The sequence below is a fragment of the Streptomyces sp. Je 1-369 genome (assembly GCF_026810505.1).
Classification (GTDB): Bacteria; Actinomycetota; Actinomycetes; order Streptomycetales; family Streptomycetaceae; genus Streptomyces.
On record NZ_CP101750.1, the window covers coordinates 3,512,011 to 3,533,139 of the forward strand.

General features: G+C 67.5%; 13 protein-coding genes and 3 rRNA genes. 6 read left to right on the forward strand and 10 right to left on the reverse strand.

The features are described from left to right. Positions 1-7: 7 nt before the first annotated feature. Positions 8-1,171 carry a winged helix-turn-helix domain-containing protein gene (locus NOO62_RS15915; RefSeq protein WP_268771548.1) on the forward strand — a complete coding sequence of 388 codons (1,164 nt, stop codon included), beginning with the start codon at positions 8-10 and terminating at the stop codon, positions 1,169-1,171. A gap of 15 nt (positions 1,172-1,186) precedes the next feature. Here NOO62_RS15915 and NOO62_RS15920 read toward each other — a convergent pair whose 3' ends face one another. The 7 genes from NOO62_RS15920 to mtnA all read right to left on the reverse strand — a co-directional run bounded on the left by NOO62_RS15920 (position 1,187) and on the right by mtnA (position 9,953). Next, entirely contained in the window at positions 1,187-1,930 is a 744-nt protein-coding gene (locus tag NOO62_RS15920; protein ID WP_150184407.1) for a response regulator, read from the reverse strand. 198 nt (positions 1,931-2,128) lie between these two features. Next, entirely contained in the window at positions 2,129-2,821 is a 693-nt protein-coding gene (gene hpf, locus NOO62_RS15925) for a ribosome hibernation-promoting factor, HPF/YfiA family (protein ID WP_414930833.1), read from the reverse strand. A gap of 316 nt (positions 2,822-3,137) precedes the next feature. Further along, positions 3,138-3,983, reverse strand: coding sequence for a ComF family protein (locus tag NOO62_RS15930; RefSeq protein ID WP_268771550.1), 846 nt, complete (start codon positions 3,981-3,983; stop codon positions 3,138-3,140). Between the two features lie 168 nt (positions 3,984-4,151). After that, positions 4,152-6,017 carry an LpqB family beta-propeller domain-containing protein gene (locus NOO62_RS15935; RefSeq protein WP_398969913.1) on the reverse strand — a complete coding sequence of 622 codons (1,866 nt, stop codon included), beginning with the start codon at positions 6,015-6,017 and terminating at the stop codon, positions 4,152-4,154. Continuing rightward, complete coding sequence (gene mtrB, locus NOO62_RS15940; RefSeq protein WP_268771551.1) at positions 6,007-8,100, reverse strand: MtrAB system histidine kinase MtrB; 2,094 nt, start codon at positions 8,098-8,100, stop codon at positions 6,007-6,009. The genes NOO62_RS15935 and mtrB overlap by 11 nt, the downstream gene beginning before the upstream one ends. Before the next feature lies 1 nt (position 8,101). After that, positions 8,102-8,791 (reverse strand): two-component system response regulator MtrA, encoded by a 690-nt coding sequence (mtrA, locus tag NOO62_RS15945; protein ID WP_189176211.1) that lies wholly within the window; start codon positions 8,789-8,791, stop codon positions 8,102-8,104. 4 nt (positions 8,792-8,795) lie between these two features. Further along, positions 8,796-9,953, reverse strand: a complete 1,158-nt coding sequence (gene mtnA / locus NOO62_RS15950; RefSeq protein WP_268771552.1) for an S-methyl-5-thioribose-1-phosphate isomerase — start codon at positions 9,951-9,953, stop codon at positions 8,796-8,798. Positions 9,954-10,093: 140 nt separating this feature from the next. Here mtnA and NOO62_RS15955 point away from each other — a divergent pair, with 140 nt between their 5' ends. From NOO62_RS15955 to NOO62_RS15975, 5 genes are read left to right on the forward strand one after another with little or no spacing between them, the layout of a single operon-like run. After that, entirely contained in the window at positions 10,094-11,479 is a 1,386-nt protein-coding gene (locus NOO62_RS15955) for a hypothetical protein (RefSeq protein ID WP_268771553.1), read from the forward strand. A 4-nt stretch (positions 11,480-11,483) separates the two neighbouring features. After that, positions 11,484-12,209 carry a DUF4129 domain-containing protein gene (locus NOO62_RS15960; RefSeq protein WP_268771554.1) on the forward strand — a complete coding sequence of 242 codons (726 nt, stop codon included), beginning with the start codon at positions 11,484-11,486 and terminating at the stop codon, positions 12,207-12,209. Further along, entirely contained in the window at positions 12,206-13,441 is a 1,236-nt protein-coding gene (locus tag NOO62_RS15965) for a DUF4350 domain-containing protein (RefSeq protein ID WP_268771555.1), read from the forward strand. The genes NOO62_RS15960 and NOO62_RS15965 overlap by 4 nt, the downstream gene beginning before the upstream one ends. Then, positions 13,441-14,427 carry an AAA family ATPase gene (locus tag NOO62_RS15970; protein WP_268771556.1) on the forward strand — a complete coding sequence of 329 codons (987 nt, stop codon included), beginning with the start codon at positions 13,441-13,443 and terminating at the stop codon, positions 14,425-14,427. Before NOO62_RS15965 ends, NOO62_RS15970 begins: the two co-directional genes overlap by 1 nt. Further along, on the forward strand, positions 14,427-15,737 hold the full coding sequence (locus tag NOO62_RS15975; protein ID WP_268771557.1) for a DUF58 domain-containing protein: 1,311 nt from the start codon (positions 14,427-14,429) through the stop codon (positions 15,735-15,737). Before NOO62_RS15970 ends, NOO62_RS15975 begins: the two co-directional genes overlap by 1 nt. 115 nt (positions 15,738-15,852) lie before the next feature. Here the strand turns inward: NOO62_RS15975 and rrf are convergent. The 3 genes from rrf to NOO62_RS15990 all read right to left on the reverse strand — a co-directional run bounded on the left by rrf (position 15,853) and on the right by NOO62_RS15990 (position 21,013). Continuing rightward, a 5S ribosomal RNA gene (gene rrf / locus NOO62_RS15980) occupies positions 15,853-15,969 on the reverse strand. An 87-nt stretch (positions 15,970-16,056) separates the two neighbouring features. Continuing rightward, positions 16,057-19,178 (reverse strand): 23S ribosomal RNA (locus NOO62_RS15985). A 310-nt stretch (positions 19,179-19,488) separates the two neighbouring features. Further along, positions 19,489-21,013: ribosomal RNA gene (locus tag NOO62_RS15990) — 16S ribosomal RNA — on the reverse strand. The 16S, 23S and 5S rRNA genes sit together here, the layout of an rRNA operon. Between the last annotated feature and the right edge of the window lie 116 nt (positions 21,014-21,129).

Consider the following 21,129-nt stretch of genomic DNA (forward strand, 5'->3'; position numbering starts at 1 on the left):
TCGGACCATGACGAGCCTGCCGAGTCCCGCCATCGACCTCTCCGCCGACGAGGCCCGCCGGATCGTCCTGCGCGCGCAGGGCTTCCTGGGCGCACCCGACCGCAGGTCCGGCGTGCGGGGCGTGCTGCGCCACCTCGGCGCGGTCCAGCTCGACACGATCTCGGTCCTGGCCCGGTCCCACGAACTCATTCCGTACGCACGCCTGGGCGCCGTCGGCCGCGACACGGTCGAGGCGGCGTACTGGACGGAGACCCACGCCTTCGAGTACTGGTCGCACGCCGCGTGCATCCTCCCCATCGAGGAGTGGCCGCACTTCGCCTTCCGCCGCCGCGCCTACCGCACCCGCCCGCACTGGCACCACGACCTGCCCTCGGGGGCGTACGACCAGGTCATCAAGCAGCTGCGCGCCGAAGGGCCGCTCACCGCGACGGAGTTGGGCGGCGCGAAGAACAAGGGCGAGTGGTGGGACTGGTCCGAGTCGAAGATCGCCGTCGAGCGGGCGCTGATGTACGGCGAGGTGGTGTGCACCGAACGCCGCTCCTGGAAGCGGGTGTACGACCTGGCGGAGCGTGCCGTCCCGAACGCGCTGCTCCACGACGACCTGGACGACGCGGAGTGCCTGCGCCGCCTGGTCCGCCTCGCCGGGGAGGCGCTGGGGGTCGGCACGCGCGCGGACATCGCGGACTATCACCGCCTCAAGGGTGAGCAGTTCGACGCGGTGGTCGCCGAATCGGGCCTGGTGCCGGTGACGGTGCAGGGCTGGGACAAGCCCGCCTGGGCGGACCCGAAGGCCCTGGAGTCGACGCCGCGCGGCCGCCACCGCACGACGCTGCTCTCCCCCTTCGACTCGCTGGTCTGGGAGCGGGCGCGCACGGAGCGGATCTTCGGCTTCACCCACCGCCTTGAGGCGTACGTGCCCAAGCCCAAGCGCATCCACGGCTATTTCGCGATGCCGCTGCTCGCCGGCGGCAGGCTCCTCGGCCGGGTCGACCCGGCGCGCGAGGGCAGCACGCTGGTGGCCAGACAGGTGTCGCTGGACTCCCCGAAGGCGATCGCACCGATGGCGCAGGCACTGCGGGAGGCGGCGACCTGGGTGGGCTGCGACGCCGTACGGGTGGAGCGCGTCGACCGCCCCGAACTGACGGCCGACCTGGTCCGAGCCCTCACCTGATCACTTCGGTGCCTGTCACCTGATTTCGAGGATCTTCTCCCGCATCGCGTAGACCACGGCCTCCATCCTGGAGTGCAGCTGCAACTTCTCCAGGATGTTGCGCACGTGGTTCTTCACGGTGTTCTCGGAGATGAACAACTCCTTGGCGATGTCCCGGTTGTTCATCCCGGTGGCGACGAGCTTCAGCACTTCCAGCTCCCGGTCGGTCAGCCTGGGCGCGGGGACGAGCCGCCGCTCGTCCGTGCGCTGGATCATCGACTTGAACTCGGTGAGCAGCTTGGACGCCATCGAGGGGCTGATCTGCGATTGCCCGTCGGCCACCGCGCGGATCGCCGTGGCCACCTCGTCCGTGGAGATCTCCTTGAGGAGATAGCCGGTGGCCCCCGCCTTGATGGCGTCGTACAGGTCGGCTTCCTCGTCGCTGATCGTCAACATGATGATCTTCGCGCTGGGCGCCACCTCCTTGATGGAGGTGCACGCCTCGATGCCGCCGCGCTTCGGCATGCGTACGTCCATGAGCACGATGTCGGGCAGCAGATCCGCCGCCTTGTCCACCGCCTCAGCGCCGTCGCCGGCCTCTCCGACGACCTGGATGTCCTCCTCGGCGGCGAGAACGATCTCCAGGCCCCGGCGGAAGAGGGCGTGGTCATCCACCACAAGGACCCTGATGGGCTCCTTGCGTGGGGCGCCCGCGTCCGTGCCGATGCCGGTGCCGTCCCCGGCCCCCTCGTGACGCATCGGTCCGAAGCTGTCCGCCATCGTTCCTCCCCCATGAAGGCCCGCGGCCTGTTGTGCCTCTGCTGCGCCAACGCCAGGCGGCAGCACACCGGTTGACCGGCTCGCCCATGATTTCATGCCCGGCGCCGGTGCGGTGCGCGCAGTGGGCGCACGGTGGTGCCCCTGGGGGCGCACAGGCGCTCCAGAGGCACCACCACGGCTGTCACAGGGGGTCGGCGGTCAGCCGCCGAGGGCCCCGCCTCCGCCACCCGACTCGACCTTGGCGACCATGGGGTCGGTGTTCAGGCGGATGACGCCGTAGTCGTACGCGTGCCGTCGGTAGACGACGCTGGGTTCCTTGGATTCGGAGTCGACGAACAAGTAGAAGTCGTGTCCGACCAGTTCCATCTCGTAGAGCGCCTGGTCGAGCGACATGGGTGCCGCTACGTGCGACTTCTCGCGGACCACGAGGGGTCCTTCGCCCTGGATCTCGAGAGAGCCGATCCTCTTGACCGGGACGCCGTCCGGCTCTTCGTCGCGCGCGATGGAGCCGTCCCCGTTGAAGGACGCAGCCTCCGGGACGCGCTCGGTGACCTCGGCGGCCGAAAGCCTGCCGTTGCCACGCCGGTTGTGGCGCTTCTCGTGCTGCTTGCGCAGTCGTGCGTCGAGCTTGGCGGTGGCCAGGTCGAGCGCCGCGTAGGGATCGGCTGCCGAGGCCTCCGCGCGGATCACGGGTCCGCGCCCGCGGAGGGTGATCTCCACCCGGTCGGAACGGTCGGCCTGTCGCGGGTTGGTTTCCTTGGACACCTCGACGTCGAGGCTGATCACCTTGCCGTCGAGCTTCTGGATCTTGTCCAGCTTCAGCTTCTCGGCCACGTGCTTGCGGAACCGCTCGGGCACCTCGGTCTTGCGGCCCTTGACGACGATGTCCACGCAGAACTCCGTTCCCGGATCGCCCCGCTTCGGCTGCGGAGCGTCTCCCTTTTGCACCAGACTCCGGTGACTCCCGGAGCCTCGGACTCGGTGACGTCCACCTCCTCCTCCCCCGCGGGGAAGATCTCCACCCCACCGGCCCGGGTGATTGCGGAAATCCCGCGGACCGGCATTCCGATATACGAGGTCTGGCGTTCGCCATTCCTCATACAACCGAACATATCTCGCCTGGGCGGATGTCGTCACCCTCTACTGACGCATACCTCCATTCAGGTGTATCAACCCTCTCACTACCTGCAACGATGCAAGTTCTCAATCAGTTCCGGTTTATTTCGAAAGAATCCGGTGGTGCGGCGACAACGGCCGCACCGATCGCGTTAACGCAACCCAATACGGGCCTTCGCACGACCCCCGTTACGGGGTCCCGCACGGCCTCCGCTCCCGTGTTCCCTTCCATGCGTAGGGCACGTAATGCGCGGGCGGCCTCCGCCAGCGAGGCACCGGTGGTCATCAGGTCGTCCACGACCACGAAGCGGCCACCACCTCCCAGCAACCGTCCGCCGCCGGCGGTCACCTCCAGGGCGCCGGCCAGATTGGCCTGCCGCTGCCGGGAGTCGAGCCCCGACTGATCGGCCACCGCACGCCGTTGACGCAGCACCACGAGCACCCGCGCCGGAACACCTGCCCGACGCAGCTCACCCGCCGCGGCGAAGGCGATCCGCCGCACCGGGTCGTGCCCGCGGGCCCGCACAGCGGCCCGCGACGAGGGCACAGGCACGAGCGACACCGGCATCACACGCCCCTGTGGGCCATCCTGTGTGCCGCCTACCCCGCTTCGCGCCCCCGTATCACCCGGAAGGCGGGTTTCGCCCCGCAGAACGGCACACACGGCTCCGGCCAGTGCCAAGCCGAGCGGCTGGGCGAGCCCGAGAGCGCCGCGTTCCTTGTGCGAGAGCAGCACGGACCTGCCGACGTCGTCGTACGGCACGGCCGCGAACACCGCCGGAAGGCCCGGCGGCGCCGGATCCGGCCGCACCCTGCGCGCCACAGCCCCGCCCAGAGCTGCACGGCACTCGGCGCACAGTGCCGTGCGAGGCCTTCCGCAACCTCCGCACTCGGTCGGCAACACCAGGTCGGTGAGGTCCTGCCACCACCCCCGCATGACCCCACTGTGCCAAGGGCGGGACGGCGCGACCACCCCTGTGGATAACTGCCTGTGGGCAACCGCCGAAGCACGTCGGACACACCCCCGGGACGGATCGAGCCTCACCCCGGACAGGACAGCGGACTCACCCCGGGCAGGACAGCGGCCTGGGACAGGACAGCGGACTCACCCCGGATAGACCGGCGCCAGCCCTTCCTTCACGACCGTCTGCCACTGCGACCCCGTCGGCAGCCGCACGATCCCGTCGTCCGAGTGCGCCACCAACGGCTGCCGCTCGTCCTCGGACGCCGCGACCTCCTGGACACCGGTCAGACCGGGCAGCGTCGTGCCAGGAAGCATCGAACCGTCGCACTGGACGTACCGGATCTGCTGGACCCCGCCGGTCTCCCGCCCGACCACCACGAGCCTGCTGCCGCCCGCCCACGACATGGCCGTGACCTCCTCCATCTGGGGCGCCGCCGGTGTCGGGTCGAGGACGGAGATCTCGGGCCGCTCCCCCTTGCGCGCATCCCGGTCGGCACGGCCGATCCACAGGGACGTCTTGTGATCCTTCTCCACCAGGAAGGCGATGCGCACGCCGTCGGCGGACACCCGCACCGCCCGGATGTGCCCGTCCAGAGCGGGCACCTCGACCTCGACCGGCTCACCCGAGCCCTGTTCGAGCCAGAGCAGCCGGGGCCGCTTCGGGTCCCGGTCGGCCACCCACAGGTTGCCCCTGCCGTCCCAACTGGGCGTGGAGAGACGGTCCTTCTCCGACTTCGCCTTGCTGCGCAGCCGCACCTTGCCGAGCGGGTCGTCGGCGAGCAGCGACCCCGTGTACAGCGACTTGCCGTCGAGGGACACCCCGGCCGCACGCTGCTCGTCACGCGAGACCGCGGCCGAGCGCAGCGGCTGGTCACCGGTGCCGAGGGCACCCGTCACCGGCTCGGGGTCGTCCGAACCCCCGAGGTTGGCCGACATCCGCACCAGCCGACGCTTCTCGTCGACGAAGTACTGGTAACCCGGCCGGTCCGTACTCGGGTGGGCCGCGACGGTCTCGGCGCGCTCCTGACTCAGAACACAGAGCATCGACCCGTTGGACCGCTGCAACGTCACCTGCTCGACCCCCGAAGGCGTCAGGTCCCTCAGCGTGAACAGCAGCTGAGCCGCCATCTCCTTGCACTTCGTCTGCCCGGTACCGTCGGACCGGCTGTTCAACTGCACGGTCAACCGGTTCTGGTCGTCCAGCGTCAGCGATTTGTCCGGGTCCTTGAGCTCCGTACCGCTACGGAAACTCGAAAGCACCACCGGCCGCAACCAGTTCGTCGGCCCCTCAAGCAGCGTCTTCACCGTCTGCGTCAACGGGTCGATGCGCTGGCGGATGTACACGGGATCCGCGACGAGCCCCGTCCGGCCGCTCACACCCGCCCCGGTGGGCCCCGCGAAGTAGTACTTGTTGACGGACCGGTAGATCCGCTGGAAATCCGACTCCCCGAGCACCACACCGGGCGGCGGCTTGTCGATCCGCCACTCGTTCCCGCCCGGGCCGCCGTTCTGGCTGAGGTGCACGGACTGCGTGTACGCCGCGTCCTCGGGCCGGTACGCGTGCTGGGCGTCGACCCGCGCGACCTGCCGACCGGTCAGGGAGTAGCGGCGGCTGCCGTCACCCTCGTTGCCCGCGTTGCCCGCGTCCGTGTTCGGACCGTCGGCGAGCACCGTCGTGGACTCCTCCGGGTCCCAGTCCCGCGACGCGTTCTTCGTCAGATACTTGCGCGCCATCGCAAACTGCGGATCATCACTGGTCAGGGCCTCAAGGAAGCCCTGCACGATCTCTATGGGCCGGGCGCCCTCGCGCGGCGGCATCGCGTAGACACGGACCTGCGACTGCGAGTCCGGCCGCTGTGAGGCGTCGACGGACTTCAGGTTCCCGCTGTCCGGCATCGAGGCACAGCCCGCCAGGAGCGCCCCGCAGCTCCCCAGCAGCAGTCCGGTGCGCAGCGGACGTCCGCGGCCCGCACGGCGGCCACGCCGCCCTTCGTGATCAGCGCCCACGGGTGTTCCCCTCTTCCCTGTCCGGGCCCGCGATCGGCCCCGACTCCTCGGCGCCGTCCCCACGCGTCCCGTTCACCTCACCCGGCTCACCGACCGGCTCGCCGTCCACCGGCCGACGCGGCACGACCCGCGACCCGTTGCCGGGCAGCGCCGTCGGATCCACGGGTCCCGCGTGCAGGAGCCGCGGCGGTATGGGCCCCTTCGCCGGCACGGGCGGCGACACCCTCTCGGACGCCGTCGCGGACGCCTGCGCGGGAACCGTGGCCAGCTTCCCGGCGCCCCCGGCGGGCAGCCCCGCGTCGTTCAGACCGCGGCGCCTGCGCGAATCGTCGGGCTCCAGTGGTATCGGCGAACCCCGCAACGGCTCGTCCGCCGTCCTCGGCAACGTAAGCCTGAACTGCGAACCCCCGCCCGGCTCCCCCCACGCCTGCAGCCAGCCGCCGTGCAGCCGCGCGTCCTCCAGTGCGATGGACAGCCCGAGCCCCGTACCACCGGTGGTACGCGCCCGCGCCGGGTCCGCCCGCCAGAAGCGGCTGAACACCCGCGTCGCCTCGCCGGGCTTGAGGCCCACTCCGTAGTCCCGCACCGCGACGGCGACCGCGCCGCCCGCGGCGGCGAGCCGCACCACGACGTCCTTGCCCTCGCCGTGCTCCACGGCGTTGACGACGAGATTGCGCAGCACCCGCTCCACACGCCGCGCGTCGGCCTCGGCGACCACGGGCTGCTGGTCCCCCACGACCCGTATGTGCGTGCCCTTGCGCTCGGCGAGCATCTCCGCACCGCCGACCACCCTGCGCACGACCTCACGGAGGTCTATCGGCTCCGCCTCCAGCGCGGCCGCTCCCGCGTCGAACCTGCTGATCTCCAGCAGATCGGCGAGCAGCGACTCGAACCGGTCCAGCTGATCGGCGAGCAACTCGGCCGACCGCGCGGTCACCGGATCGAAGTCGACCCGCGCCTCGTGAATGACATCGGCGGCCATCCGGACGGTCGTCAACGGCGTCCGCAGCTCGTGCGACACGTCGGACACGAACCGTCGCTGCATCCGCGACAGCTCCTCCAGCTGCTGGATCTTCAGCTGCAGGTTCTGCGCCATCTTGTTGAAGGCCTCACCGAGCCGCGCGATGTCGTCCTCACCGGTGACCTTCATACGTTCCTGAAGGCGCCCGGCGGAGAGCCGCTCTGCAATGCCCGCGGCCATCCGCACCGGCGTGACGACCTGTCGCACCACCAGCCATGCGATGGCCCCGAGGAGCACCACGACGAAGAGCCCGGCAGTCGCGAGGGTCGTCCTGACCAGGTTCAGCGACTCCTCCTCCTGCGTCAGCGGAAAGAGGTAGTACAGCTGGTACGGATCACCGTTGAGATCGTTGAGGCGCTTGCCGATCACCAGCCCCGACTGCGGCTCCCGGCCGTCGTCGTAGACGATCCGCGTATTGGCCTGGTAGACGCCCGTGCCGTTGTCGACCTGGCGGCGCAGCTCCTCCGGCACGCTCAGGATCGGCTCCACGCCACCCGAGGCACGCGAGCCCCGCACGCTCCCGGAGTCGCCCGCGGAGGTCGGACTCAGCGTCACGACGGCGAAGGCGTTCTGCCCACCGCTGGAGAGTTGCTCGACCAGGTCGGACATCCACACCGCGGCATTACGCCCATCAGCCGTACTGCCGTCCTGGCCCTGCCCCTGCCCCGCGCTCTGCCGTGCCGCGTTGACGCTGTCCTGCGCCGCCCTGAAGCCACCGTCGGCCTGGCTCTGCGACGCCTTCACCTTGGCCTTGAGCAGGCCGTTGTTCACCGAGCTCATGACGGCGAAACCGAGCATGAGCACCACACCGAGCGACATCAGCAAGGTCGTCGCGACGACCTTCAGCTGGATGTTGCGCCGCCACAGCCGCACAGCGGGCAGCAGTGGACGGCGCACCCAGCGCACGAAGAGCCGCAGCACAGGGCTGCCCTGCACCCCGCCCTGCAACAGCAACCCGCCGTCGACGAGCCGCCCGAACCCGGACGAGCGCCGCCCCGGTCCAGTCCGCCCCGAGCGAGCCCCCGAACCCCCGGGAGTCGTGGGAGAACTGTCCCGGGACATGTCAGCTCGGTCCGGCCTTGTAACCGACACCACGGACGGTCACCACGATCTCCGGCCGCTCCGGGTCCCGCTCGACCTTGGACCGCAGCCGCTGGACGTGCACGTTCACCAGCCGGGTGTCCGCCGCGTGCCGATAGCCCCAGACCTGCTCGAGCAGCACCTCACGCGTGAACACCTGCCACGGCTTGCGTGCCAGCGCCACCAGCAGGTCGAACTCCAACGGCGTCAGCGCGATCGACTGCCCGTCCCGCTTCACGGAGTGCCCCGCCACGTCGATGACCAGGTCACCGATGGCCAGCTGCTCGGGAGCAGGCTCCTCCGACCTCCGCAGCCGCGCCCGGATCCGGGCCACGAGCTCCTTCGGCTTGAACGGCTTGACGATGTAGTCATCCGCCCCCGACTCCAGACCGACCACCACGTCAACGGTGTCGCTCTTGGCCGTGAGCATCACGATCGGCACCCCGGACTCCGCCCTGATCAGGCGGCACACCTCGATACCGTCACGCCCCGGCAGCATCAAGTCGAGCAGCACAAGATCAGGCTTGGCCTCCCGAAAAGCAGCCAGCGCCTTGTCGCCATCAGCTACGAACGACGGCTCAAAACCTTCACCACGCAGCACAATCCCGAGCATCTCGGCCAGTGCGGTGTCGTCGTCGACGACAAGGACTCGTCCCTTCATGCCTGACATCATCCCATTAGCTAATCGTTACCTGGCGTGACCTGGCACACAGCTCGGCAAGGCCCTCTGCTGTCACAGGTGACAGAACGCCCTCTTCCGTGACGATCGCCGTCACCAACTCCGGTGGTGTCACGTCGAACGCGGGGTTGTACGCCTGCGTTCCCAGGGGCGCCACCGGTATCCCGCCCCCCGCTTCCATCCCGCTCACCGGCGCGTACGGCGCCGTGACCTCCGTCACTTCATGCCCACCTCGCTGCTCCACCTCGATGGCCGCCCCGTTCGGGGTGCCCGGGTCCACCGTCGTCACCGGCGCCACCACGATGAACGGCACGTGGTGATATCGCGCCAGCACGGCGAGCGGATAGCTCCCCACCTTGTTCGCCACCGAACCGTCGGCCGCGATGCGGTCGGCACCGATGAGCACGGCATCCACCTCTCCCGCCGCGAACAGCGAACCCGCCGCGTTGTCCGTGAGCAAGGTGTACGCCATTCCGTTCCGCGCCGCCTCATATGCGGTGAGCCTCGCCCCCTGGAGCAGCGGCCGCGTCTCGTCCACCCACAGCCTGCGCAGGCTCCCCTCGCGGTGCGCCTTGAGCGCCACCGCGAACGCCGTGCCCTCCCCTCCGGAGACCAGCGCCCCCGTGTTGCAGTGCGTCAGGATCCGATGCCCGCCACCGGGCAGCAACTCGTCGAGCAGCGCCAGTCCGTGCGCCGCCATCCTGGTGCTCGCCTCGGCGTCCTCGGCGTGCAGCGCCCGCGCCGCCTCGAGCGCGGCACCCGCCGCCCGCCGCGGATCGGCACCGCCCGCCACCGCGGTGCGGTACGCGGCCTGGGCCCGACGCGCCCCGTAGGCAAGGTTGACCGCGGTGGGCCGCGCCCCCGCCAGCGAGTCCGCCGCCTCGTCCACGTCGAAGCCCCGGGCCGCGGCCAGCGCGACGCCGTACGCCCCCGCGATGCCCAGGAGCGGCGCCCCTCGCACCGCCAGCCTCCGGATCGCGTCCACCAGGGCCGGTGCGTCGGTGCACACCAGCTCGCTCTCCTCGCCCGGCAGCCTGGTCTGGTCGAGAAGCACCAGGACGGGGCCTTCGGGTGGGTCGTCCCAGCGGATCGCGGGGACCGCGGGTATCTGGGTCGGCCGTTTGTCCTCGCCTGATTGCGCGTACTGATCAGCCATCCGCCCAGTCTGCCCCGTACCCGGCGCACAAATGAAGGTGTCCAGCCCCTACGGCGGCCGGTCACCTCGCGGGCGCCCCGTGGCACGATGGCTGGCAACCTGCCGCCGCACCCGCGGACGGGCACCTTGAAGGAGCGACGATGAACGACACTCCGGGCTGGGCCTCGCCCGGATCTGCCCCCTCCGAAGGATCCGAAGGACAGGACTCCGGCAAGCCGGACGCCTCCGGTCCCCCGGACGCCGAGCCCGGGAGCGCCGGGACCGGGGACGCCGGCCGGCAGGACGGCCCGTCCAAGTGGTCCAAGGAGCAGCCGCCGCCCGCCCAGTGGTCCCCGCCCAGCGAGCCGGTCCCTGGCCAGACACCGCCCCCGCCACCCCCGCCGCCCGGTCAGGGCGGCGGCTGGGGCTGGGGCGGCCCGCCCCCCGGCCCCGGAGGCCCCATGGGCCCCGGCGGTCCGGGCGCTCCGGGTGGCCATCCCGGCGGTCCTGGTGGTCCCGGCGGCTATCACGGCTGGGGAGCCTGGCAGGGCCCCCCGCCCGCCGCGAAGCCCGGCGTCATCCCGCTCCGCCCGCTCGGCGTCGGCGAGATCCTCGACGGCGCGGTGTCGACCATGCGTGCCCACTGGCGCACGGTGCTCGGCATCTCCCTGTCCGTGGCGGTGCTCACGGAGATCGTCGTCGTACTCCTCCAGGGCCTGGTCCTCAACGAGTCCGTCGACACCGAAGCCCTCGACGACCCGAGCGCCACCGTCGGCGAACTGACCCGCGCCCTGAGCGACACGATGCTCAGCTCCGGAGTGGTCCTCCTCATCACCCTGCTCGGCACGATCGTCGCGACAGCCCTGCTCACGATGGTCACCAGCCGCGCGGTGCTGGGTAAGTCGGTGACCATCTCGGAGGCCTGGCAGGACTCCCGCCCGCAACTGGCCAAGCTCTTCGGTCTGACCCTGCTCATCCCGCTCATCGGCGTCGCCATCGTCGCCGTCGGCACCCTGCCCGGCCTGCTGATCGCCCTGGCCGGCGCGTCCGAGGCCGGGGCCAGCCTCGCCGTACTCGGCGGCCTCGGCGCCGGCGTCGCCGCCCTCTGGGTCGTGGTCCGCCTCTCCCTCGCCTCCCCGGCCCTCATGCTGGAGAAGCAGGGCATCAAGAAGTCCCTCACCCGCTCCGCCAAGCTGGTCCGCGGCTCCTGGTGGCGGGTATTCGGCATCCAACTGCTCGCGGCGATCATCGCGAACGTCGTGGCGTCGATCATCGTCATCCCGTTCACGTTCATCGCCGGAGCGGTCAGCGGCGATGGCGTCACCGGTTTCCTCGACAGCACCGGCGAACTCGGCTGGACGTTCCTGATCGTCAGCGGCGTCGGCTCCATCATCGGCTCGACGCTGACATTCCCGATCACGGCCGGAGTCACCGTGCTCCTCTACATCGACCAGCGGATCCGCCGCGAGGCCCTCGACCTCGAACTCGCCCGCGCCGCCGGTCTCCCCGGCCACGGCCCCACCCCGCCCGGCGCCCCGGGGAGCTGATGCGGTGACCGCGGCGGGGGCAGTACTCAGAGAGTTCGGCGCGGCACCGCTCCTGCCGCGCACCGGCGACGAGCCACCGGTGACGATCCCGCGCGACCCCGCACGGGAGGCCGCCGAACGCGAACTGTCCAAGCCGATGTACCACGAGAACGACCCCAGCCTCTTCGAGCGCGCCCTGAACCGCTTCTGGGGCTGGGTCGACGACCTGTTCTCCGCCGCCTCGGGGGCCACTCCGGGCGGCGTGCTCGGCCTCCTGGTCATCGTGCTGGCCGTGCTGCTCCTGGCCGCTGCCCTGTGGTGGCGCCTCGGCACCCCCCACCGCGTCGCCACCTCGGCCCCCGCCCTCTTCGACGACCGCCCCCGCAGCGCCGCCGAACACCGCGCCGCCTCCGAGGCGCACGCCGCCCAGGCCCACTGGAACCAGGCCGTCCAGGAACGCATGCGTGCCGTCGTCCGTGCCCTGGAGGAACGCGCGGTACTGGACCCCCGCCCCGGCCGCACCGCCGACGAAGCCGCAGCGGAGGCGGGCCGCACTCTCCCCGCCCACACCGACCGACTCCGCTCCGCCGCCCGCACCTTCGACGACGTCACATACGGCGGCCGCACCGCCGACGAACCGGCATACCTCCGCCTCGCCGAACTCGACAGCGACCTGGAGAACACCAAACCGGTCCTGACGAGCACCGCCCACACCACACCGAGCAACAGCTCCCAGGGGGCGGCCGAATGACCGGCCCCACCCCGGGCACCGCGCCGGAACAGTCGGCAGCCACCCCACCTCCTGCCGCCCCGACCTCGATCTCCCCCACGCCCCGCCAGCTCTGGACCCGCTCCCGAGGTATCGTCCTCGCCCTGGTCATCCTGCTCGTGGCGGCCGTCGTGATCGCCGCGGTCCGCTCCGGCACCCAGCACGGCCGCCTCGACCCCCGCTCCGCCGACTCTCACGGCAGCCGGGCTGTCGCCGAACTCCTCGCCGACCGGGGCGTGTCCACCCGAGTGGTCACCAGCTCCGAAGAGGCCCGCTCCGCGACGGGCCCCGACACGACCCTCCTCGTCGCCAACCCCGACGTACTCACCGACCGCCAGCGCTCCCGCCTGCACGCGGCCACCAAAGCCGCCGACGGCCGCACCGTCCTCGTCACCCCGGGCGCCCGCTCCCTCGGCACCCTCGCCCCCGGGGTCACCGCGAGCGACGCGACCAGCACCGACTCCACGCTCTCCCCCGACTGCTCCCTCCCCGCCGCACGCCGCGCCGGCCCCGCCGACATGGGCGGACTCCGCTACGACACCCTCGCCCCTGACGCCGAGTCCTGCTACCTCAGCGATGGTCTGCCCAGCCTGCTGCATCTCCCCGCCCCCCACGGAAAGGGCGACACCGTCGTCCTCGGCGCCCCCGACATCCTTTACAACGAACGCCTCGACCAGCAGGGCAACGCCTCGCTAGCCCTGCAACTCCTCGGCTCCCGCCCCCACTTGGTCTGGTACCTCCCCTCCCTCTCCGACGACCGGGCGGCCACCGGATCCGAACGCCGCGGCTTCTTCGACCTGCTCCCCTCCGGCTGGCTCTGGGCCACCCTGCAGCTCACCATCGCCGCCGCACTCGCCGCCCTGTGGCGCGCCCGCCGCTTCGGCCCCCTCGTCGCCGAACGCCTCCCCGTCGTCATCCGCGCCTCGGAAGCCGCCGAGGGACGTGCCCGCCTCTACCGCAAGGTGAACGCCCGCGACCGCGCAGCCGCCGCCCTACGCACCGCCACCCGCACCCGCCTCGCCTCCCTCGTCGGCGTACCCCCCGCCCGGGCACACGCGCCCGAGACCCTGCTCCCCGCGCTCTCCGCCCGCCTGCGCACCCCCGGCCAAGACCCGCACCCCCTCCTCTTTGGGCCACCCCCCGGCAACGACGCAGCACTCATCGCCCTCGCCGACCAACTCGACGCCCTCGAAAGAGAGGTACGCCACTCATGATGGACCCGACCACTGACAACGGGCCCACCGGAGCTTCCCGCGGCCCACGCGCTTCCCTCGAAGCCCTGCGCGCCGAGATCTCCAAGGCCGTGGTCGGCCAGGACCCCGCCGTCACCGGACTTGTCGTCGCCCTGCTCTGCCGTGGTCACGTCCTACTAGAAGGAGTCCCTGGGGTAGCCAAAACGTTGCTCGTCCGCGCCCTCGCATCCAGCCTCGAACTGGAGACCAAGCGCGTGCAGTTCACCCCCGACCTCATGCCGAGCGACATCACGGGCTCCCTCGTGTACGACGCCCGCACCACCGAGTTCTCCTTCCAGCCTGGCCCGGTCTTCACCAACCTCCTCCTGGCCGACGAAATCAACCGCACCCCGCCGAAGACCCAGTCCTCGCTCCTCGAAGCGATGGAAGAACGCCAGGTCACCGTCGACGGCACACCGCGCCCGCTCCCCGAGCCCTTCCTCGTCGCGGCCACCCAGAACCCGGTCGAGTACGAGGGCACGTACCCCCTCCCGGAGGCACAACTGGACCGTTTCCTCCTGAAACTGACGGTTCCTCTCCCCTCGCGCCAGGACGAGATCGACGTCCTCACCCGGCACGCTGAAGGCTTCAACCCGCGCGACCTGCGCGCCGCCGGCGTACGCCCCGTGGCGGGCGCCGCCGACCTGGAAGCCGCCCGCGCCGACGTCGCGAAGACCGCCATCTCCCCCGAGATCACCGCGTACGTCGTGGACGTCTGCCGCGCCACCCGCGACTCCCCGTCCCTCACCCTCGGCGTCTCCCCCCGAGGCGCCACGGCCCTGCTCTCCACGGCCCGTGCCTGGGCCTGGCTCACCGGCCGCGACTACGTCATCCCCGACGACGTCAAAGCCCTGGCCCTCCCCACCCTCCGCCACCGGATCCAGCTCCGCCCAGAAGCCGAGATGGAGGGCGTCACCGCCGACTCCGTCATCAACGCGATCCTCGCCCACGTCCCGGTCCCCCGCTGATGGCCCTCACCGGACGCGCCACTCTCCTCGCGGCCCTGGGCACGCTCCCCGTCGGACTCTGGGGTCCCAGCTGGACCGGCATCCTCGCCGTGAACGCCCCCCTGGCCCTGGCCTGCGCCTGCGACTTCGCCCTGGCCACCCCGGTGCGTCGCCTCGGACTGACCCGCTCCGGCGATACGTCCGTGCGTCTGGGCGAACCCGCCGACGTCGACCTCACCATCACCAACCCCTCGGGCCGCGCCCTGCGCGCCGACCTCCGCGACGCCTGGCCTCCGAGCAGCTGGCAGCCCGGCTCGGAATACACCGCATCACGTCACCGCCTGGCCGTCCCGCCCGGCGAACGCCGCCGCGTCACCACCCGCTTGCGCCCAACGCGCCGAGGCGACCACGAAGCCGACCGTGTGACAGTCCGCTCATACGGCCCCCTGGGCCTCTTCACCCGCCAAGGCAGCCACAAAGTCCCCTGGTCCCTTCGCGTCCTTCCGCCCTTCGCCAGCCGGAAGCACCTGCCTTCCAAACTGGCCCGCCTCCGCGAACTCGACGGCCGCACCAGCGTGCTGACGCGCGGCCAGGGCACCGAATTCGACAGTCTTCGCGAGTACGTCCCCGGTGACGACACCCGCTCCATCGACTGGCGCGCCACCGCCCGCCATTCCCATGTAGCGGTCCGCACCTGGCGCCCGGAGCGCGACCGTCACATCCTCATCGTCCTCGACACCGGCCGTACGTCGGCCGGCCGCGTCGGCGACGCCCCCCGCCTCGACGCATCCATGGACGCGGCCCTGCTCCTCGCGGCCCTCGCTTCCCGCGCCGGCGACCGCGTGGACCTCCTCGCCTACGATCGCCGAGTACGCGCCCTCGTACAGGGCCGCTCGGCCGGAGACGTACTCCCCTCCATGGTCAACGCCTTGGCGACACTGGAACCAGAACTCGTCGAAACAGACGCCCGGAGCCTGACCTCGACAGCTCTCCACACCGCCCCGCGGGCTTCCCTGCTCGTGCTGCTCACCAGCCTCGACACGGCCCCCATTGAAGAGGGCCTGCTGCCCGTCCTCCCCCGTCTGACGAAACGCCACAAGGTACTGGTGGCGTCGGTCGCCGACCCTCACATCGAGGAAATGGCCGCGTCACGAGGAACAGCGGAAGCGGTCTACGACGCAGCATCGGCTGCCCAATCCCAGTCGGAACGCCACCGCACGGCAGAACAACTCAGGAACCGAGGCGTTACGGTCGTGGACGCCACGCCCCACGCTCTGGCTCCTGCGCTGGCGGACGCGTACCTGGCTCTCAAATCCGCAGGCCGCCTATAACGCTGCAAGAAAGCTGAGCAACTCGGCAAGCACAAAGAAGAAAAGGCGTCTCCTGAAAGACCCCTGGAACGCAGAAAACCCCCGCACCAATGGTGCGGGGGTTTTCCCAAAAAAAGTTCGGCGGCGTCCTACTCTCCCACAGGGTCCCCCCTGCAGTACCATCGGCGCTGTGAGGCTTAGCTTCCGGGTTCGGAATGTAACCGGGCGTTTCCCTCACGCTATGACCACCGAAACACTATGAAACTGTCAACCGCACCATGCGTGACCTTGCATGGGGTTGTTCGTGGTTTCAGAACCAACACAGTGGACGCGAGCAACTGAGGACAAGCCCTCGGCCTATTAGTACCAGTCACCTCCACCCGTTACCGGGCTTCCAGATCTGGCCTATCAACCCAGTCGTCTACTGGGAGCCTTAACCCCTCAAAGGGGGTGGGAATACTCATCTCGAAGCAGGCTTCCCGCTTAGATGCTTTCAGCGGTTATCCTTTCCGAACGTAGCCAACCAGCCATGCCCTTGGCAGGACAACTGGCACACCAGAGGTTCGTCCGTCCCGGTCCTCTCGTACTAGGGACAGCCCTTCTCAATATTCCTACGCGCACAGAGGATAGGGACCGAACTGTCTCACGACGTTCTAAACCCAGCTCGCGTACCGCTTTAATGGGCGAACAGCCCAACCCTTGGGACCGACTCCAGCCCCAGGATGCGACGAGCCGACATCGAGGTGCCAAACCATCCCGTCGATATGGACTCTTGGGGAAGATCAGCCTGTTATCCCCGGGGTACCTTTTATCCGTTGAGCGACGGCGCTTCCACAAGCCACCGCCGGATCACTAGTCCCGACTTTCGTCCCTGCTCGACCCGTCGGTCTCACAGTCAAGCTCCCTTGTGCACTTACACTCAACACCTGATTACCAACCAGGCTGAGGGAACCTTTGGGCGCCTCCGTTACTCTTTGGGAGGCAACCGCCCCAGTTAAACTACCCATCAGACACTGTCCCTGATCCGGATCACGGACCGAGGTTAGACATCCAGCACGACCAGAGTGGTATTTCAACGTTGACTCCACGAACACTGGCGTGCCCGCTTCAAAGTCTCCCACCTATCCTACACAAGCCGAACCGAACACCAATATCAAACTGTAGTAAAGGTCCCGGGGTCTTTCCGTCCTTCTGCGCGAAACGAGCATCTTTACTCGTAGTGCAATTTCACCGGGCCTATGGTTGAGACAGTCGAGAAGTCGTTACGCCATTCGTGCAGGTCGGAACTTACCCGACAAGGAATTTCGCTACCTTAGGATGGTTATAGTTACCACCGCCGTTTACTGGCGCTTAAGTTCTCAGCTTCGCACGCCCGAAAGCGCACTAACCGGTCCCCTTAACGTTCCAGCACCGGGCAGGCGTCAGTCCGTATACATCGCCTTACGGCTTCGCACGGACCTGTGTTTTTAGTAAACAGTCGCTTCTCGCTGGTCTCTGCGGCCACCCCCAGCTCACGGAGTAAATCCGATCACCAGTGATGGCCCCCCTTCTCCCGAAGTTACGGGGGCATTTTGCCGAGTTCCTTAACCATAGTTCACCCGAACGCCTCGGTATTCTCTACCTGACCACCTGAGTCGGTTTAGGGTACGGGCCGCCATGAAACTCGCTAGAGGCTTTTCTCGACAGCATAGGATCATCCACTTCACCACAATCGGCTCGGCATCAGGTCTCAGCCTTGTGTGCGACGGATTTACCTACCGCACGGCCTACACCCTTACCCCGGGACAACCACCGCCCGGGCTGGACTACCTTCCTGCGTCACCCCATCACTCACCTACTACCACCTTGGGTCGGCGGCTCCACCACTTCCCTTTGCCCGAAGGCTCCAGGACGGCTTCACGGCCTTAGCATTAATGGGCTCGATGTTTGACGCTTCACAGCGGGTACCGGAATATCAACCGGTTATCCATCGACTACGCCTGTCGGCCTCGCCTTAGGTCCCGACTTACCCTGGGCAGATCAGCTTGACCCAGGAACCCTTAGTCAATCGGCGCACACGTTTCTCACGTATGTATCGCTACTCATGCCTGCATTCTCACTCGTGAACCGTCCACCACTGCCTTCCGGCGCGGCTTCACCCGGCACACGACGCTCCCCTACCCATCCCAGCACCCGTTGGGGCTTATTGCTGGAATGACACGACTTCGGCGGTACGCTTGAGCCCCGCTACATTGTCGGCGCGGAATCACTAGACCAGTGAGCTATTACGCACTCTTTCAAGGGTGGCTGCTTCTAAGCCAACCTCCTGGTTGTCTCTGCGACTCCACATCCTTTCCCACTTAGCGTACGCTTAGGGGCCTTAGTCGATGCTCTGGGCTGTTTCCCTCTCGACCATGGAGCTTATCCCCCACAGTCTCACTGCCGTGCTCTCACTTACCGGCATTCGGAGTTTGGCTAAGGTCAGTAACCCGGTAGGGCCCATCGCCTATCCAGTGCTCTACCTCCGGCAAGAAACACACGACGCTGCACCTAAATGCATTTCGGGGAGAACCAGCTATCACGGAGTTTGATTGGCCTTTCACCCCTAACCACAGGTCATCCCCCAGGTTTTCAACCCTGGTGGGTTCGGTCCTCCACGACCTCTTACAGCCGCTTCAACCTGCCCATGGCTAGATCACTCCGCTTCGGGTCTTGAGCGCGCTACTAAATCGCCCTATTCGGACTCGCTTTCGCTACGGCTTCCCCACACGGGTTAACCTCGCAACACACCGCAAACTCGCAGGCTCATTCTTCAAAAGGCACGCAGTCACGAGGATGGAGCAAGCTCCATCCCGACGCTCCCACGGCTTGTAGGCACACGGTTTCAGGTACTATTTCACTCCGCTCCCGCGGTACTTTTCACCATTCCCTCACGGTACTATCCGCTATCGGTCACCAGGGAATATTTAGGCTTAACGGGTGGTCCCGCCAGATTCACACGGGATTTCTCGGGCCCCGTGCTACTTGGGTGTCTCTCAAACGAGCCGCTAATGTTTCGACTACGGGGGTCTTACCCTCTACGCCGGACCTTTCGCATGTCCTTCGTCTACATCAACGGTTTCTGACTCGTCTCACAGCCGGCAGACTGTAAAAGAGAGATCCCACAACCCCGTATGCGCAACCCCTGCCGGGTATCACACGCATACGGTTTGGCCTCATCCGGTTTCGCTCGCCACTACTCCCGGAATCACGGTTGTTTTCTCTTCCTGCGGGTACTGAGATGTTTCACTTCCCCGCGTTCCCTCCACACTGCCTATGTGTTCAGCAGCGGGTGACAGCCCATGACGACTGCCGGGTTTCCCCATTCGGAAACCCCCGGATCAAAGCCTGGTTGACGACTCCCCGGGGACTATCGTGGCCTCCCACGTCCTTCATCGGTTCCTGGTGCCAAGGCATCCACCGTGCGCCCTTAAAAACTTGGCCACAGATGCTCGCGTCCACTGTGCAGTTCTCAAACAACGACCAACCACCCATCACACACCACTAAGCGCAGTGCTGCACTGGGGTCGGCATTGAGGTCGGGACAAACCCGTACCCTCAGATACCCAACAGCGTGCCCGACCCGTCCCTGTCCGGAGATCGTGCTTTCCACACTCTTACGAGCAGTACTTGCAGCCTCCGGCCCAGATTCAGGCCGAATAGTCAACGTTCCACCCATGAGCAACCACCGTCGAACGTGTGCCGACGTAGTGGCCTCTGAACCAAGCAAGCTTGGCTTAGAAGTGCTCCTTAGAAAGGAGGTGATCCAGCCGCACCTTCCGGTACGGCTACCTTGTTACGACTTCGTCCCAATCGCCAGTCCCACCTTCGACAGCTCCCTCCCACAAGGGGTTGGGCCACCGGCTTCGGGTGTTACCGACTTTCGTGACGTGACGGGCGGTGTGTACAAGGCCCGGGAACGTATTCACCGCAGCAATGCTGATCTGCGATTACTAGCAACTCCGACTTCATGGGGTCGAGTTGCAGACCCCAATCCGAACTGAGACAGGCTTTTTGAGATTCGCTCCGCCTCGCGGCTTCGCAGCTCATTGTACCTGCCATTGTAGCACGTGTGCAGCCCAAGACATAAGGGGCATGATGACTTGACGTCGTCCCCACCTTCCTCCGAGTTGACCCCGGCGGTCTCCCGTGAGTCCCCAGCACCACAAGGGCCTGCTGGCAACACGGGACAAGGGTTGCGCTCGTTGCGGGACTTAACCCAACATCTCACGACACGAGCTGACGACAGCCATGCACCACCTGTATACCGACCACAAGGGGGGCACCATCTCTGATGCTTTCCGGTATATGTCAAGCCTTGGTAAGGTTCTTCGCGTTGCGTCGAATTAAGCCACATGCTCCGCTGCTTGTGCGGGCCCCCGTCAATTCCTTTGAGTTTTAGCCTTGCGGCCGTACTCCCCAGGCGGGGAACTTAATGCGTTAGCTGCGGCACCGACGACGTGGAATGTCGCCAACACCTAGTTCCCACCGTTTACGGCGTGGACTACCAGGGTATCTAATCCTGTTCGCTCCCCACGCTTTCGCTCCTCAGCGTCAGTAATGGCCCAGAGATCCGCCTTCGCCACCGGTGTTCCTCCTGATATCTGCGCATTTCACCGCTACACCAGGAATTCCGATCTCCCCTACCACACTCTAGCTAGCCCGTATCGACTGCAGACTCGGGGTTAAGCCCCGAGCTTTCACAATCGACGTGACAAGCCGCCTACGAGCTCTTTACGCCCAATAATTCCGGACAACGCTTGCGCCCTACGTATTACCGCGGCTGCTGGCACGTAGTTAGCCGGCGCTTCTTCTGCAGGTACCGTCACTTTCGCTTCTTCCCTGCTGAAAGAGGTTTACAACCCGAAGGCCGTCATCCCTCACGCGGCGTCGCTGCATCAGGCTTTCGCCCATTGTGCAATATTCCCCACTGCTGCCTCCCGTAGGAGTCTGGGCCGTGTCTCAGTCCCAGTGTGGCCGGTCGCCCTCTCAGGCCGGCTACCCGTCGTCGCCTTGGTGAGCTTCTACCTCACCAACAAGCTGATAGGCCGCGGGCTCATCCTTCACCGCCGGAGCTTTTAACCCTCTCCCATGCGAGAGTAGGTGTTATCCGGTATTAGACCCCGTTTCCAGGGCTTGTCCCAGAGTGAAGGGCAGATTGCCCACGTGTTACTCACCCGTTCGCCACTAATCCACCCCGAAGGGCTTCATCGTTCGACTTGCATGTGTTAAGCACGCCGCCAGCGTTCGTCCTGAGCCAGGATCAAACTCTCCGTGAATGTGTACCGGTAATCCGGTGACACAGCACGAGAGCGGAACGGTCGGGAGGAATAATCCCGGCCGTTCACAGCGTCCTCGCTGTGTTTTTTCAAAGGAACCTCGTCCCAGCCGATTG